The organism is Nocardia sp. XZ_19_231 (assembly GCF_015355705.1).
GTDB lineage: Bacteria > Actinomycetota > Actinomycetes > Mycobacteriales > Mycobacteriaceae > Nocardia > Nocardia salmonicida.
This window is the reverse complement of record NZ_JACUZI010000001.1, coordinates 1,443,088-1,457,792: the sequence shown is the minus strand read 5'-3', so window position 1 is coordinate 1,457,792 and position 14,705 is coordinate 1,443,088. Positions and strand designations below refer to the sequence as shown.

Below are 14,705 nucleotides of genomic sequence, written 5' to 3'. Positions count from 1 at the left end.
ATGCGCTGTGTAGTGTTCGGCGCCACCGGATATCTGGGTGGCCGACTCGTCCCGGAACTGCTCGACGCCGGGCACACGGTCCGGGTGCTGGCCCGTGACCCGGGCAAACTCGTCGACGCCGCGTGGCGGGAGCAGGTCGAGGTCGTGCGCGGCGACGTCACCCGGGCCGAGGATGTCCGTGCCGCGCTGGACGGACAGGAAGTGCTCTACTACCTCGTCCATTCCCTGGGCCGCGCCGATTTCGAGAACGTGGATCGCGAGGCGGCGCGCCTGGTCGCGGCCGAATCCGCGCGCGCGGGCCTGACCAGGTCGGTATATCTGGGCGGCATCACGCCCAGCGGCCAGGAGTTGTCGCGCCACCTCGCCTCGCGTGCGGAAGTGGGACAGATCCTGCTGGACGCCCCGACGCCCGCCGTGGTGTTGCGGGCGGCGGTGATCATCGGTTCGGGGTCGGCCAGTTTCGAGATGCTGCGGTATCTGACCGAACGGCTGCCGGTAATGGTGACGCCGCGCTGGGTGCGCAGCCGGATCCAGCCCATCGCGGTGCGCGATGTTTTGCATTACCTGGTGCGCGCGGCCGACCTGCCCGACACCGTCAACGACGCCTTCGACATCGGCGGGCCCGATGTCCTCACCTATGAGGGCATGATGCGTGGCTACGCCGTGGCGGCGGGGCTGCCGCGGCGGGTGATCCTGCCGGTGCCGGTACTCACGCCGTGGCTGTCGGCGCAGTGGGTCAACCTGGTGACCCCGGTGCCGCGGGCACTCGCCGTGCCGCTGATGGAATCGCTGGTCAACGACGTGGTCTGCGCCGAACACCGCATCGCCGACCACATCGCCGATCCACCGGAGGGGCTCACGTCCTATCTCGGTGCGGTGAGTCTGGCCCTGCACCGCATTCGCGATCGGGACGTGCCCACCCGATGGTCGGATGCCGGCCTGACCGACGCCCCGTCCGATCCGCTGCCCACCGATCCGGACTGGTCCGGCGGCACGCTCTACAGCGATGTGCGAGAGCGCGACACGACCGCCGACCCGGCCACGCTGTGGGCCGTCATCGAAGCCATCGGCGGCGAACACGGGTGGTACTCCTTCCCGCTGGCCTGGGCACTACGCGGGTGGATCGACCGCTTGTTCGGCGGCGTCGGCCTCCGCCGCGGCAGGCGCGACCCACACCGCTTGCACGTGGGTGAGGCGCTGGACTGGTGGCGGGTCGAACACCTCGAACGCGGACGGCTGCTGCGCTTGCGCGCGGAGATGCGCGTCCCCGGACGAGGCTGGCTAGAGCTGTCGGTCACCCCGTCCGACGACGGCGGCGCGCATTACCGCCAGCGTGCCCTGTTCGAACCACACGGACTGGCCGGGCACCTCTATTGGAAGGCCATCAGTCCCTTTCACGCGATCATCTTCGGCGGGATGGCTCGCAACATCACCGGGGCGGCCGAGTAGTCATACCTGCCTGCCGAGGCGATGGGGTGGGCCGGAATGCCTCGATGTCGGCTCGGGTCGGTGCGTTCAGCGTCTGATGCGGTCGAGGTAGGCGCCGCGTTGCTGCTGGTCGTACTGTCCGGGGTCCTTGCCGACGAACCGGCGTTTGACCGCGCGCAGGGCTGATTCGGGGATGCCTTGTTCGACCGTGCCCATGGGAGCGAGCCAACGCGGGATGGTGACTTCGGCGCGTCGGTGGCGCACGGTGTCGACGATCGCCTCGCCCACCTCGGCGGGTTGCAAAGTGGGTTGCAGTGTCAAGTTGACCCCCGAGGTCAGTTCGGTGTGCACGGCGGCGGGCATAACGGTGGTGATGCTGACCCCGGTATCGGTGAGTTCGGCACGGACCGCGCGGGACAGCGCGCCCACGGCGAATTTCGAGGCGCAGTAGACCGCGGCACCCGGTGTGGTGACCTTGGCGGCCATCGAGGCGACGTTGACGATGTGACCGTGGCCGCGCGCGACCATTCCGGGCAGCGCCAGGCTCATTCCGTTGATCACTCCACCGACGTTGATGGCGATCTCGCGATGGTGTCCGGCCAGGTCCAGTTCGAGGAAGGGTGCCAGGCGCATGATGCCGGCGTTGTTGACCAGGACCTCGACCGGTCCGGACGTGCCGGCGGCGACCAGGAACTCGGCGAAACTGCTCGGGTCGGTGACATCGAGACAGGCTGCGTGGCCGCCGATCTCGGCGGCCGTCGCCTGCGCGGCGGGCAGGTCGATATCACCGATCCATACCTGCGCGCCGCGGGCTGCGAGCGCGATAGCGGTGGCGCGCCCGATGCCGCGTGCCCCGCCGGTGACGCAGGCGACAGCGCCTTCGAGCCGGATCACCGGTTCTCCTCCCGCTGCGGGGAGCGCAGCGCGAAGTAGCCGATGGCACGGATCTCGCCGGTGCGCGAACTCATCGACGCGCGCCCCAACAGCACCCCTGGTACGAGTTCGACGAGTTCGTCTCGGATGCGATCCATGGGCACCACGCGGCTGGCTGGTGTGCCCAGTGCGGGATCGGTGTAGCTGACGGCGGCGACCTGATGGAATGGCGGGAGCACCGCGGGTTCGATGCGGTACCGGAATCGGAAGCCGTGGTACACGCCTTCCGGAGATCGTTGCCAGCCGTGGTAGCGCGGGACCGCCAACCGCAACGCCGCATAGGCGAGCCGGTTGAGCCGGTTGTATCCGGTCCCGGTGGCGGCATCGAAACCCTTGCCCACCCAGCCCGGCTCCACCGCGACAACCGGATTGAGCAGCGTCGCTTCGGGGATTCCGAACAGCTTGCCGAGAATCAGTCCTCGGTAGTCGCCGTCGAGCTTCGGGGGCGTGCCCTGGGTGAACAGGGCCGCCAGCAGTTCGCGGTCATCGGCGGAGCCGGTCTGGCGCAGGTAGTCCCAGCAGGCCGCGGCGGCCCGCGCCGGAGCCGAGCCTGCGAGCTCGCGTAGCTCGGCGAGCAGCGAGATCGGTGTCTGCCCTGTCGTATCGAGGCCGGGGCGGGCCGATGTCTCGGTGTCGGTCATCGAGAGTCCTTTCGAGGGAATGACGAAACGGGTCAGGCCGCGGCCGATGGTGCGGCGGTGGCGATATGGGCTCGTGTGAAACGGGCGATTTCGGTGGTGAGCTGCCGACTTTCCGGCAGATAGGGGAACACAACGGGAAAGGCGTGGATCTGGCCGTAGAAGATATGTAGCTCGCACGGCACACCCGCCGCGGTGAGCAGAGTCGCCATGATTTCGGAATCCATACGCAGGAACTCGTCGTCGCAGGCGATCAGCATGGTCGGCGGCAACCCGGTCAGATCGCCGTTGACCGGAGACAGCGCCGCATCGATCCGCCCGTCGCGGGTGCAGCCCAGCTCGGCGATGCGGGCGAAGGCGGCAATGGGCAGATATGCCTCGGTGACAGCGTTGCGGTGGGCGAGTTTGGCAGCCAGGTCGAGGTCGAGCCACGGACTCAGCGCGACCACCGCACCCGGCGCGGGCAGTTGCGCCTCGACCACCGCCAGCGCGGTACTCAAGGCCAGGAATCCACCGGCCGAGTCGCCCGCGAACACCACCGATGCCGCGGGGGCGCCACGATCGAGCAGCCAGCGGTAGGCGGTGAGGCAGTCACGCACAGACTCCGGGACCGTCGCCTCGGGCAGGTACCGGTAGCGCACCTGCACCACCGGCAACCCGGTGCAGGCCGACAGTTCGGTGGCGAAGCGGCGATGGGTGTGCAGCCCGCCCGCCACGAAGCCACCACCGTGGAAGTAGAGCAGCGCTCCCGCACCGAAGCCCGGAGTCACCCCAGCGGCTCGCACGATCTCGCAGCGCACCGTCTCCGCGGTCACCGCTTCGACAGTCACAGCGGTCCGCACCGGCAACAGGCGGGAACCGAGATCGACCAACGCACCCGCGCGCAGCACCGGCGTCGAGAGGGGGACCCGCCGCAACACAGGGCGTACAAGGTGACGCACTGCCCCGGTCGCCAGGCGTGATCGCAGGCTGGGGCCGCGGCGTGCGCCCGCGCCGAAGTGGTGACGGGCCAGGAGTTCGGAGGTCATGGGAATCGCCCTATCGGTGCCGGAGGGATGAACAACCCCGGAGAAACCAACAACATGAAACGAGCGTTTCATGTTGAAACGGTCGTTGTCAATGCCGTGCGGGGTTCCCGTGAATCCGAGCCGCGATGAGAGGATCGCCTCATGAGCTCTCCCAAGCTGTGGCGCGGACAGACCCTCGAAGACCGCTCACTGGACCGGCGTGAGCAGTTGCTCGATGTCGGCGAGGAACTGCTCGGCACGGGCGGCGCGGCGGGGTTGACCACCCGTGCGGTGATCCGGCAATCCGGACTGAGTCCGCGCTACTTCTACGAGACCTTCGACACTCGCGAGGATCTCCTCGTTGCCGTCTACGACCGGGTCGAGACCCGACTGTTCGAGCGCATGCGCGATGTTCGCGTCGAAGCGGGCCTGCGGGCGGCGATCCGTCAGATCTTCGAGATCTGCGCCCTGTTCTTCGAAGAGGATCCGACACGAGCGCGCATCCTGTTGCGCGAACCGCTGGGCGACGAGACACTGCGTCGACACAGCGCCGACCGCGCGCCGACCTTCCTTCGCATGCTGATCCCGATCCTGGGCACCGAGGCGGGCGCGATCGTGCCCACCGCCGACGAGGACCTCGCGATGGCGGCGGCCACGCTGGGCGGAGGTCTGATCTCGCTGTATCTCGAATGGGTCGACGGACGCCTGGGGGTCGACCGCGACAGGCTCGCCGACGTCGCGGTGGCCTCGGTGTTCGCCTTGCTCGAGGCGGTGCAACACCGCAACTGAGGGCGCGGGCCTTGACAGGACAGCCATAAAGTTGAAACATGCGTTTCATGTTGAAACGGATGCTTCCTCTCGCTGCACCGAAGGGGCACTCGCCGATGACCGTCGAACCCGCCGTGACACCCGCCCGCACCCCTCGCGTCGATCCGGACCGGCACATCGTGATCGTCGGTGCCGGAATCGCCGGAATCGGGATGGCGATCATGTTGCGCCGCAACGGAATCGAAGACTTCACGATTCTCGAGCGCGGTGATGACATCGGCGGAGTGTGGCGCGACAACGTCTACCCCGGCGTCGGCGCCGACGTTCCCTCCTTCAGCTACCAGTACTCCTTCGAGAAGAACCCGCACTGGTCGCGCCTGTTCCCCAAAGGCGAGGAGATCAAGTCCTATCTCGACCACTGCGTCGAGAAGTACGACATCGCCCGCCACATCGATTTCGACACCGAGGTGCTCGAGCGGCACTGGTCGGAGGATGACCGGGTCTGGCGTGTCCGCACCGACAAAGGCGAGTTCACCAGCCGCTACGTCATCAGCGCCCTCGGTCCCTTCGTCAACGCCCGCACCCCGGCCATCCCCGGTCTGGCCGACTTCACCGGCACCGTCATGCAGTCTCAGCACTGGGACCACGGCCACGACCTGGCCGGTGCCCGAGTCGCGGTCATCGGCACCGGCGCCAGCGCAGTCCAACTGGTTCCCGAAGTCGCCGAGACCGCCGCGCACCTGACGGTGTTCCAGCGCAGGCCCATCTACGTGCTGCCCAAACTGGACCTGTCGGTGCCCGAGACGCTACAGAAGGCGATCGGGACCGTTCCCGGCGCGCAGAACGCGTTGCGGCTGGCCTTCACCGCGCAGGTCGAGGTGCTGCTCGTGGCCGTGGCCGCCTACGGAAAATCGGTGACACCGTTGACACGCGGACTCGCCGCCGCCAGCCGCGCTCTGCTGTTCACTCAGGTCCGCGATCCCGCACTGCGCGAAAAGCTCACCCCGGAATACGATTTCGGCTGCAAACGCCCGAGTGTGTCCAACGCCTGGTACCGCACGTTCGCCCGCGACAATGTCAGCCTGGTCACCGAGCCCATCGAGCGCATCACCGCCTCGGGCGTGCGCACCACCGACGGCACCGAACACCCGATCGATGTCCTGGTCCTGGCCACCGGTTTCCACTTCGCCCACGAACCGATCAACTACCGCCTGTCCCCGGTGGGGACCAGCGACGGATTCGACCTCGCCGACTTCTTCGAAACCGAACCCCTCCAATCCTACGAAGGCGTCAGCCTGCCCCAGCTCCCCAACGCCTTCTCCCTGTTCGGCCCTTACTCCTGGTCCGGCGGTTCCTACCATGTCATGGTCGAAACACAGGCCAACCACATCATCCGTGTACTGCGCGAAGCCGAACACCGCGGCGCCGACCGGGTCTCGGTGCGCCCCGAAGCCAACGCTGGATTCCTGGAATTCGTCCGCGCCCGCGCCGACAACTCACTACTGGCCATCAGCAACTGCGGCGCCTCCAACAGCTACTACTTCGACCACCACGGAGACTTCAGCTCCCTGCGCCCCACCACCGGCCTGCAAGCCTGGTGGACCAGCCGGACCTTCCCCCTCGACCACTACACCTACTCCTGACCCGACAGCGCGGACAGGCATTGGGCACAGCGGGTAAACGACATCCGGCCGGGCTGACTCCCCGGCCGGATGTCGTTGTCCCACAATTCGACTCAGCGCGGCGCCATCCGGATGGCGCCGTCGAGGCGGATGGTCTCGCCGTTGAGCATCGGGTTCTCCACGATGTGGCGGGCCAGCGCGGCGAACTCGGTGGGCTGGCCCAGACGCGAGGGGTGCGGCACCTGCGCGCCGAGGGACTGCAGCGCCTCCTCCGGCAGCGTCTCGAACAGCGGAGTGCGGAACAGCCCGGGCGCGATCGTGACGACGCGGATCTTGAAGCTCGCCAGGTCACGCGCGATCGGCAGGGTCAGGCCGACGATGCCGCCCTTGGACGCGGCGTAGGCGGCCTGGCCGATCTGGCCGTCGTAGGCGGCGACGGAGGCGGTGTTGATGATGACGCCCCGCTCCTCACCGACCGGGTCGGTGCCCGACATGCGTTCGGCGGCCAGCCGGATCACATTGAACGTGCCGACGAGGTTGACGTTGATCACCTTGGTGAAATCGGCGAGCGGGAACGCACCCTTCTTGCCGACCGTCTTGATCGCGTTGCCGATGCCCGCGCAGTTCACGGCGATCCGCAGCGGCGCCAGCGATTCGGCGACGTCGAGTGCCGCGGCTACCGCCGATTCGTCGGTCACGTCCGCGGCCGCGAAGGCCGCGCCCTCGCCCAGTTCCTTGGCGATGGCCGCACCGTTGGACGAGGCGAGGTCGACGATGACGACCTTGGCGCCCTTGGCGTGCAGTTCCTGCACGGTCGCCAAGCCGAGACCCGACGCACCGCCGGTGACGATCGCGGACAAGTTGACGAAATCCATACTGTTTCTCCTGTTTTTCGGTGAGATCTCACCGATATTGACACACTTCGCCAAAACTGTTTGGCTTTCGCGGTGACCCAGCCAGCGCCCCGCCGCCCCGGCCGTCCCTCCGTGCTGGACACCAGGGCCGTGTCGGTCGGCGCGCTGCGTCTGTGGGCCGACCGCGGTTTCGCCACCACCAGCTGGAACGATCTCGCCGAGGCCACGGGAATCAGCACGCGAACCCTGCTGCGGCACTACTCGTCCCGATCCGAGATCGCCTGGATCGGCGTCGCGCCCGCGACGGAGCGGCTGCAAGCAGCACTCGGCGCCGCCGCCCCCGAGGAGCCGCTCGCGGTGGTCGTCCGGGCCGCGATCGTCGAATCGGTGTCCCGCGATCCACGGATCCAGGAGCTGGCGTCGGACTGGCTGCGGCTGATCTCCTCGGAACCCGAGCTGGCTGCGACCGCTCCCCGGATCTACCGGCCGTGGATCGATACGCTGTCGGGCTACCTCGCCGGCCGACTGCCCGGCTCCCCCGCCGCCGTCTGCCGGGCTATCGCGACCGCGTACCAGTCCGCCACCTTCGCCGCGCTGATCGAGTGGGCCGAATCCGGCGCGGAGGGCGACTGCGCGGATTCGGTCGACCGGATGCTGCGATGGATGGATCCGCACCTGCCCGGCTCCACGCCGGACTGAGCAGCGCTCGATCGTGCCTCCCACTTACCGGTCATCCAGTAGTGGTGTCGTCGACGCCGGCGTGGGACTGTCAGGGGTCGAGAACTGTCGATCGAGGAGGCCACCGGAGATGCGGGGAATCAACCACATCGTTCTGTTCGTCGCGGATCTGCCGCGCAGTATCGCGTTCTACGAGGACGTGCTCGGATTCGAGCGGCTCCCCGAAGGATTTCCCGGCGGCGCGTTTCTGCGCTACCCCGGCTCGGCCAACGACCACGACCTCGGGCTCTTCCAGGCCAGGACACCCGCGGCCGGGCCTGCGGGCTCGGTCGGGCTCTATCACGTCGCATGGGAAGTGGACACTTTGTCCGAGCTCGTAGCCGTCCGGGACCGGCTGGCGTCGGCGCACGCGCTGACCGGGGCCAGTGACCACGGGTCGACCAAAGCGCTCTACGCCAGCGACCCCGACGGTATCGAGTTCGAGGTGTGTTGGCTGGTACCCGATGAACACGTCGAGGCCGCACTCGCGCCGGGCACCTCGCTGACCGCGCCACTGGACATCGACGCCCAGATCCAGCGGTACGGCGCGGCCACCCCGGGCGGCCCGCGCACCGATCCACAGGTGTGGGCGCGCGTCGCGGCGCAGCGGTAGGAATTACCAGCTGATGTCGGCCGTCGATTCGAGCGGGCGCCGGTGGTCGACCGACTCCTGGGTCACGAATGTGTCGGCGATGTGCAGGGCCGCGGGGAATCGGCAGCGTGCTCGTTGTTCGATCTCGGGCACCGCTACCTGGAAGACGCGGAACTCGTCGAGCGCGAGCGCTTCGAGTTCGTCGAGGTGCTGGGTCAGGAGAAATGCCTTGCACCGCAGCCGGTTTCCCTCCACGAAGCAGATCACCTTCCAGTACTCCCGCGGCAATGCCACGCCACGATGCACCTGGTCGTCGGCGCGGAAGGCGGGTCCGCCGAAGACGCTCACCTTGAGGTCGTCGATCTCGACGTCGGCGAAGACCGCGTCTTCGAGCTGCCCCCACACCCCGGCGCGGCTGCTCTGGTTGAAGTCGTCCATCTGCGGGGTGATGTTGGTGTAGAAGAACGAGTCGATATTGGCCTGCTCGGCTTCGGCCTCGTTGCCCCACAGCAGGTCCGCGCGCCGCGCCATGTGCCCACGATCGAGCCGATTCCGTTGGTACAGTTCGTTTCCCACCTGCACCTCGGCCGGGATACGCGGATCTTTGACGAATTCGATGCCGGTGCGGGGCAGTTTCCTCATCGCGGCACCGTCGATGTTCCAGGCCACCCAGAACGCGAACCGTCGCGGCGTGCTCAACGCCAACGAGAAGTGCGTGTAGCTGATGACGTCGGAGCCGTCCAGGCGAACCGCGTCAGCGCGGACCGCGGCATCCAGTTCAGGAACCTCGACCCTTGGCCCGAGAAAGTCCGGGTCGTACCCGGTGCGCAGCGTGTCGCTCGCGATGCCGTTCGTCGACGCAGTAGCCACGTTGGCGGTCATCGGATGCCCCTTCCAGCAGGCGGACGTTGTGTGTCGGTAGTTCGAACACCATCGTCGTCGCCGCCGGAGCCGTCCTCACGAGTAGTCGACTACCCGTTTGCGGGCCGCCCGGCCCGGTCCGGGGTCACGTCATCGGTCACCGCGAACGTCGCCCACGCCCGCACGACGACGTTGCCCGCGGCATCGGCGCCGGCCAGTGCGACATCGACGCGCGATTCGCCGTCCTGCACATAGCTCTGCGTGACGCGCCCCGAACAGGACATGACGTCACCGGGCGGCAGCGGTCGCACCGACCTGGTGCGGAATCGACGGATCGCCTCGGCCCCGAGCCAGTCGGTGGCATAGGTCGCCAACAGGGCCGCGGCCTGTGGTGAGACCTGTTCGCCCGCAAAGGTTTCCGCCGCTGCCCACGACTCGGCGACCAGACCGCCGGTGCGGTCGAAGTATCGGGTCAGCGACTCCGCGGCGACGGCGGCGGGCTGGTCGGTGGTGGCGCCCGCGCGAATCGCGGTCAACTGGTCACCCGCGCGGGGCGGCGGCCCGAAGAACCGGTGATCGGTCTCGACCCGCTCCCCCCCGCCGGAGGCGAATCCGTCGGCGGGCAGGAAGGTCGGCGGCACCACCGGCCGATCGGCGAGCCGGTAGGCCGGGTTGCGCGAGCGCGCCGCCTCGGCGAACAGCCGGATGGCATCGGTTTCCAGGAGCATGCCGTCACGGTAGGGCCGCCGCACCGGTTGTGATCGGTTCCGCTCCCACTCATCGGGACGCCGGGTCGACCGCGCCGAAAACATGTCCGCTGACCGGGAACGCGACGGCCCGAACACCCACGCACGGCGCGACCATCGGCGCAGCTCATCCCCACTCCGTCCGAACATGGAGGTTTCGATGCCGGAGAACCCGCCGAACGGCCGCACACTGGACGCCGCCGACTACCGACAGATCGAGGCTGCTGCCGCGCCCACCCGCTTCGCGCGCGGCTGGCACTGCCTCGGCCTGCTCTCGTCGTTCCGCGACGGCAACCCGCACGAGGTGAAGGCCTTCGGCACCATGCTCGTGGTGTTCCAGTCCGAATCCGACGGCGCGCTGCACGTGCTCGACGGCTACTGCCGCCACATGGGCGGCAACCTCGCCCACGGCACCATCAAGGGCGACTCGATCGCCTGCCCGTTCCACGGCTGGCGCTGGGGCGGCAACGGCAAGTGCACGGCCATTCCGTACGCGCGCCGGGTCCCGCCGCTGGCCAAGACGCGCACCTGGCCGACGCTCGAGCGCAACGGCCAGCTCTACGTCTGGCACGACCCACAGGGCAGCAAGCCCACCGACGAGGTGACCATTCCCGAGATCGAGGGCTACGGCACCCCGGAATGGACCGACCTGACCTGGAATTCGATTCTGATCGAGGGCTCGCACTGTCGCGAGATCGTCGACAACGTCGTCGACATGGCGCACTTCTTCTACGTGCACTACTCGTTCCCGCGCTATTTCAAGAACGTCTTCGAGGGTCACGTCGCCACCCAGTACATGCGCTCGACCCCGCGCATGGACATCACGGTCGGCACCAGCTACGACGATCCGAATTCCACCCTGCGCTCGGACGCTTCGTATTTCGGTCCGTCCTACATGCTCGACTGGCTGTGGAGCGAGGCGCAGGGCATGACCATCGAGACGGTGCTCGTCAACTGCCACTACCCGGTCGACGAGAACTCGTTCGTGCTGCAGTACGGCGCGATGGTGAAGAAGCCGGAGGGCATGTCCGACGAGGACGCCAACGCGATGGCGGCGCAGTTCGCGCAGGGCGTCGAGTACGGCTTCGAGCAGGACGTCGAGATCTGGAAGAACAAGGCGCCCATCGACAATCCGCTCCTGTCGGAGGAAGACGGCCCGGTGTATCAGCTGCGGCGCTGGTACAAGCAGTTCTATGTCGACGTCGACGACGTCACCGAGGACATGACCAAGCGGTTCGAGTTCGAGATCGATACCGACCGCGCGGTGACGAGCTGGGAGGCCGAGGTCGCCGACAACATCGCCCGCGGCGCCGTCATCGACACCATGTCCTGACCATTCACCCCACCACGAACAGAAAGCACCACCCGAGATGACCAGAGTTCTCGACAATATCGCCGCGATCGCGGACCAGCTGCGCGAGCAGGCACCGGAAGCCGAGCGCCTCGGGCAGCTCCCCGACACGACGGCGCAGTTGCTCAAGGCGGCGGGCCCGATCCGCCTGCTCCAGCCCAAGAAGTACGGCGGGTTCGAGGTGCACCCCCGCGAGTTCGCCGAGACGGTGATGGCCACCGCCGCCCTGGATCCGGCCAGCGGCTGGATCACCGGCATCGTCGGCGTGCACCCGTGGCAGCTGGCCTTCGCCGACCCGAAGGTGCAAGACGAGGTGTGGTCCGATGATCACGACACCTGGATGGCCTCGCCGTACGCGCCGACCGGTATCGCCCGCCCGGTCGACGGCGGCTACATCTTCAACGGCCGCTGGCAGTTCAGTTCCGGCACCGATCACTGCGACTGGATCTTCCTCGGCGCCATGCTCGGTGACACCGAGGGCAAGATGGCGCTGCCGCCGAAGATGCTGCACATGATCCTGCCGCGCCAGGACTATCAGATCGTCGAGGACTCCTGGAATGTGGTGGGCCTCAAGGGAACCGGCTCCAAGGACATCATCGTCAAGGACGCCTTCGTGCCCGACTACCGGGTGATGAGCGGCGACGATGTCATCGACGGCACCGCGCAGCGCGAGTACGGCGTCACCGAGACCCTGTACAAGATGCCGTGGTCGACGATGTTCCCGCTCGGCATCAGCTCGGCGGTGGTCGGCATCGCCGAGGGTGCGCTGGCCGCGCATCTGGACTATCAGCGCGACCGCGTCGGCGCGCAGGGCACCGCGGTCAAGGACGACCCGTACGTGCTGTTCTCGATCGGCGAGGCCGCCGCCGACATCAATGCCGCCCGCCAGGAACTGCTCGCCAACGCCGACCGGATCTATGACGCCGTCGACGCGGGCAAGGAGATCAGCTTCGCCGACCGCGCCGCGGGCAGGCGCACCCAGGTCCGCGCGGCCTGGCGCGCGGTGACGGCCGTGGACCAGATCTTCGCCCGTTCCGGCGGCAACGCGTTGCGCATGGACAAGCCCCTGCAGCGCTACTGGCGCGACGCGCACGCCGGCCTCGCGCACGCCATCCATGTGCCGAGCACCGTCTATCACGCCTCGGCGCTCAGCTCCCTCGGTGTCGAGCCCGCCGCCAACCTGCGCTCGATGATCTGACCGATCTTCAAGAAGGACAACGGAAATGACAGATATCAAAGGCCTCGGCTACGTCAAGATCCAGACCGCCGACATGGACCGGTGGCGCAAGTTCGCGTTCGAGGTGCTCGGCTTCGCGCAGGGCAGCGGGCCCGACGAGAACGCGCTGTATCTGCGGATGGACGAACGCGCCGCGCGGATCACGGTCGTGCCGGGTGACAGCGACGCCATCGTGACCATCGGCTGGGAGGTTCGCGACCACGCGGCCCTGCTCCGCGTACAGGAGGCCGTCACCGCGGCGGGCATCGCGGTGAAGCCGCTGTCGGTCGAGGAGGCCGACGCGCGCCGGGTCGAGGAGGTCATCACCTTCCAGGACCCGACCGGCGCCACCCTCGAGGTGTTCCACGGCGCGGTGCTCGACCACAGTCCGGTGGTGACGCCGTTCGGCGCGAAATTCGTCACCGGCGCACAGGGTCTCGGCCATGTCGTGCTGCCGACCATGGACCCCAACGGCGCGTTCGATTTCTACACCGACGTGCTCGGGTTCCTGCCGCGCGGCGCGTTCCGGATCCCGGCGCCGCCGGAATTCGGCCCGATGCGGGTGCGGTTCCTCGGCGTGAACGAGCGTCATCACAGCCTGGCACTGTGCCCGGCTCCGCACGGCGGCGCGCCCGGCCTGGTGCACATCATGGTGGAAGTCGACAGCCTCGACGCCGTCGGTCAGGCGCTGGACCGGGTGACCAAGGACGGCTTCTCGGTGTCGTCCACGCTCGGCAGGCACACCAACGACAAGATGGTCTCGTTCTACGTTCGCGCACCCGGCGGCTGGGACATCGAGTTCGGCACCGAAGGCATGCGGGTCGACGAGAGCTCCTACAGCGCTGAGGAGATCACCGCCGACAGCTACTGGGGCCACGACTGGTCCGGTAGCGAGCCGCTCGCGGCGATGTAACCCCGCGCACAACCCACGACGGCCCCCGGCTCGAGCTCATCGCTCGAACCGGGGGCCGTCGTCTTGATATGGACCTGCCGAATCATGTGACAACGACCACAACGGATGGTATGAATAGGTATATGCCTAATCGAAATATGCGAGTGGGCATCAGCTCGTAGATCCGAATGGAGAGCTCATGGTCATCCAGGCCGAGGCCACCACCCCGAGCGCGATTCTCGATCGCGCGTCCCTGCTGCTCGACGCCTTCGACGGCCCGGGCAGGCTCACCCTCGCCCAGATCGTCCGACGCACCGGTCTACCCCGGTCCTCGGCGCATCGCATGCTCGACCGGCTGGTGCAGCTGCGCTGGCTACGTCGTGAAGGGCGCGACTACGAGCTCGGCATCCGGCTGATGGAGCTCGGCTCGCTGGCAGTGCACCAGGACCGGCTGCACAAGGCGGCGATGCCGTTCCTGCACGAGCTGCACCGGGTCACCGGGTTCGTCGTGCACCTGGCCGTGCTGGACGGTCCCGATGTCGTCTATCTCGACAAGGTCGGCGGCGAGCTGTCGGCAGTGGTGCCCACCCGCGTCGGCGGCAGGCGCCCCGCCGCCTGCACCGCGGTCGGCAAAGCGATCCTGGCCTACTCCGACGAGCGCCACATCGCCGACGCCCTCGCTGGCCAGGCCGGCGCGCGGACCCGCTACTCGATCACCACCAAGGCCCAGCTCGACACCGAACTGGACAAGGTGCGCGCGCACGGGATCGCCGTCGAACGCGAGGAATCACTGCCGGGCTTCGGCTGTATCGCGGCGCCCATCGGCGATCTCGGCGAGGCCGCCGTGGCGGCGGTGTCGGTGTGCGGACCGCTGGATCGGATGCTGTTCGATCACCGTCTCAGCGCGCCGGTGCGCACGACCGCGCTCAATATCTGGCGCCACGTCGACGACGGCCGGGTGCGGGTGCACCCGACGTTGCAGCAGCATCCCCGCCCGCTCGGGGTGGGCCCGGCGGCGCGTCCGTACGCGGATCAGCGGGGCCCGCGGACAGCCTGATCCATCACCTCGCCGAGTCGCCG

15 protein-coding genes are annotated in these 14,705 nt (G+C 68.0%); 9 read left to right on the top strand and 6 right to left on the bottom strand.

The annotated features are described in order from the left end of the window. On the top strand, positions 1–1,449 hold the full coding sequence (locus tag IBJ82_RS06590; protein WP_194824968.1) for an SDR family oxidoreductase: 1,449 nt from the start codon (positions 1–3) through the stop codon (positions 1,447–1,449). Positions 1,450–1,515: 66 nt separating this feature from the next. Here IBJ82_RS06590 and IBJ82_RS06585 read toward each other — a convergent pair whose 3' ends face one another. The 3 genes from IBJ82_RS06585 to IBJ82_RS06575 are packed head-to-tail and all read right to left on the bottom strand — an operon-like array spanning position 1,516 to position 4,027. Then, positions 1,516–2,322 carry an SDR family oxidoreductase gene (locus IBJ82_RS06585; RefSeq protein WP_194824967.1) on the bottom strand — a complete coding sequence of 269 codons (807 nt, stop codon included), beginning with the start codon at positions 2,320–2,322 and terminating at the stop codon, positions 1,516–1,518. Further along, on the bottom strand, positions 2,319–3,002 hold the full coding sequence (locus IBJ82_RS06580) for a hypothetical protein (RefSeq protein ID WP_194824966.1): 684 nt from the start codon (positions 3,000–3,002) through the stop codon (positions 2,319–2,321). The genes IBJ82_RS06585 and IBJ82_RS06580 overlap by 4 nt, the downstream gene beginning before the upstream one ends. A gap of 32 nt (positions 3,003–3,034) precedes the next feature. Continuing rightward, positions 3,035–4,027, bottom strand: a complete 993-nt coding sequence (locus tag IBJ82_RS06575; protein WP_194824965.1) for an alpha/beta hydrolase — start codon at positions 4,025–4,027, stop codon at positions 3,035–3,037. A gap of 141 nt (positions 4,028–4,168) precedes the next feature. Between IBJ82_RS06575 and IBJ82_RS06570 the strand changes: the two genes are divergently transcribed. Together IBJ82_RS06570 and IBJ82_RS06565 are read left to right on the top strand one after the other, a co-directional pair. Continuing rightward, a complete protein-coding gene (locus IBJ82_RS06570) occupies positions 4,169–4,795 on the top strand; it encodes a TetR/AcrR family transcriptional regulator (protein WP_194824964.1) in 627 nt (208 codons plus the stop codon). Between the two features lie 95 nt (positions 4,796–4,890). Then, positions 4,891–6,417, top strand: coding sequence for an NAD(P)/FAD-dependent oxidoreductase (locus IBJ82_RS06565; protein ID WP_194824963.1), 1,527 nt, complete (start codon positions 4,891–4,893; stop codon positions 6,415–6,417). A 92-nt stretch (positions 6,418–6,509) separates the two neighbouring features. Here IBJ82_RS06565 and IBJ82_RS06560 read toward each other — a convergent pair whose 3' ends face one another. Then, complete coding sequence (locus tag IBJ82_RS06560; protein WP_194824962.1) at positions 6,510–7,271, bottom strand: 3-hydroxyacyl-CoA dehydrogenase; 762 nt, start codon at positions 7,269–7,271, stop codon at positions 6,510–6,512. A 72-nt stretch (positions 7,272–7,343) separates the two neighbouring features. Between IBJ82_RS06560 and IBJ82_RS06555 the strand changes: the two genes are divergently transcribed. Together IBJ82_RS06555 and IBJ82_RS06550 are read left to right on the top strand one after the other, a co-directional pair. Next, entirely contained in the window at positions 7,344–7,949 is a 606-nt protein-coding gene (locus tag IBJ82_RS06555; RefSeq protein WP_370585178.1) for a TetR family transcriptional regulator, read from the top strand. 109 nt (positions 7,950–8,058) lie between these two features. Further along, complete coding sequence (locus IBJ82_RS06550; RefSeq protein ID WP_194824960.1) at positions 8,059–8,580, top strand: VOC family protein; 522 nt, start codon at positions 8,059–8,061, stop codon at positions 8,578–8,580. Between the two features lie 3 nt (positions 8,581–8,583). On the opposite strand, the gene IBJ82_RS06545 is transcribed toward IBJ82_RS06550, so the two are convergent. Together IBJ82_RS06545 and IBJ82_RS06540 are read right to left on the bottom strand one after the other, a co-directional pair. After that, complete coding sequence (locus tag IBJ82_RS06545) at positions 8,584–9,441, bottom strand: DNA/RNA non-specific endonuclease (RefSeq protein WP_194824959.1); 858 nt, start codon at positions 9,439–9,441, stop codon at positions 8,584–8,586. Between the two features lie 89 nt (positions 9,442–9,530). Next, the gene (locus IBJ82_RS06540) at positions 9,531–10,148 is read right to left on the bottom strand and encodes a hypothetical protein (RefSeq protein ID WP_194824958.1); all 618 of its coding nucleotides are present in this window, start codon (positions 10,146–10,148) and stop codon (positions 9,531–9,533) included. 166 nt (positions 10,149–10,314) lie between these two features. Between IBJ82_RS06540 and IBJ82_RS06535 the strand changes: the two genes are divergently transcribed. From IBJ82_RS06535 to IBJ82_RS06520, 4 genes are all read left to right on the top strand, one after another. Continuing rightward, on the top strand, positions 10,315–11,499 hold the full coding sequence (locus IBJ82_RS06535) for a Rieske 2Fe-2S domain-containing protein (protein WP_194824957.1): 1,185 nt from the start codon (positions 10,315–10,317) through the stop codon (positions 11,497–11,499). 37 nt (positions 11,500–11,536) lie between these two features. Continuing rightward, positions 11,537–12,715, top strand: a complete 1,179-nt coding sequence (locus tag IBJ82_RS06530) for an acyl-CoA dehydrogenase family protein (RefSeq protein ID WP_194824956.1) — start codon at positions 11,537–11,539, stop codon at positions 12,713–12,715. Positions 12,716–12,740: 25 nt separating this feature from the next. Further along, on the top strand, positions 12,741–13,646 hold the full coding sequence (gene bphC, locus IBJ82_RS06525; RefSeq protein WP_194824955.1) for a biphenyl-2,3-diol 1,2-dioxygenase: 906 nt from the start codon (positions 12,741–12,743) through the stop codon (positions 13,644–13,646). 178 nt (positions 13,647–13,824) lie between these two features. After that, positions 13,825–14,682 carry an IclR family transcriptional regulator gene (locus IBJ82_RS06520; RefSeq protein ID WP_194824954.1) on the top strand — a complete coding sequence of 286 codons (858 nt, stop codon included), beginning with the start codon at positions 13,825–13,827 and terminating at the stop codon, positions 14,680–14,682. Positions 14,683–14,705: the final 23 nt, after the last annotated feature.

What these genes read in the sequence shown, in the direction of transcription:
- IBJ82_RS06590 (WP_194824968.1), top strand. Translation starts at nt 1, where the DNA reads ATGCGCTGTGTAGTGTTCGGCGCCACCGGATATCTGGGTGGCCGACTC.
- IBJ82_RS06580 (WP_194824966.1), bottom strand. Translation starts at nt 3,002, where the DNA reads ATGACCGACACCGAGACATCGGCCCGCCCCGGCCTCGATACGACAGGG.
- IBJ82_RS06575 (WP_194824965.1), bottom strand. Translation starts at nt 4,027, where the DNA reads ATGACCTCCGAACTCCTGGCCCGTCACCACTTCGGCGCGGGCGCACGC.
- IBJ82_RS06570 (WP_194824964.1), top strand. Translation starts at nt 4,169, where the DNA reads ATGAGCTCTCCCAAGCTGTGGCGCGGACAGACCCTCGAAGACCGCTCA.
- IBJ82_RS06565 (WP_194824963.1), top strand. Translation starts at nt 4,891, where the DNA reads ATGACCGTCGAACCCGCCGTGACACCCGCCCGCACCCCTCGCGTCGAT.
- IBJ82_RS06560 (WP_194824962.1), bottom strand. Translation starts at nt 7,271, where the DNA reads ATGGATTTCGTCAACTTGTCCGCGATCGTCACCGGCGGTGCGTCGGGT.
- IBJ82_RS06550 (WP_194824960.1), top strand. Translation starts at nt 8,059, where the DNA reads ATGCGGGGAATCAACCACATCGTTCTGTTCGTCGCGGATCTGCCGCGC.
- IBJ82_RS06545 (WP_194824959.1), bottom strand. Translation starts at nt 9,441, where the DNA reads ATGACCGCCAACGTGGCTACTGCGTCGACGAACGGCATCGCGAGCGAC.
- IBJ82_RS06540 (WP_194824958.1), bottom strand. Translation starts at nt 10,148, where the DNA reads ATGCTCCTGGAAACCGATGCCATCCGGCTGTTCGCCGAGGCGGCGCGC.
- IBJ82_RS06535 (WP_194824957.1), top strand. Translation starts at nt 10,315, where the DNA reads ATGGAGGTTTCGATGCCGGAGAACCCGCCGAACGGCCGCACACTGGAC.
- IBJ82_RS06530 (WP_194824956.1), top strand. Translation starts at nt 11,537, where the DNA reads ATGACCAGAGTTCTCGACAATATCGCCGCGATCGCGGACCAGCTGCGC.
- bphC (WP_194824955.1), top strand. Translation starts at nt 12,741, where the DNA reads ATGACAGATATCAAAGGCCTCGGCTACGTCAAGATCCAGACCGCCGAC.
- IBJ82_RS06520 (WP_194824954.1), top strand. Translation starts at nt 13,825, where the DNA reads ATGGTCATCCAGGCCGAGGCCACCACCCCGAGCGCGATTCTCGATCGC.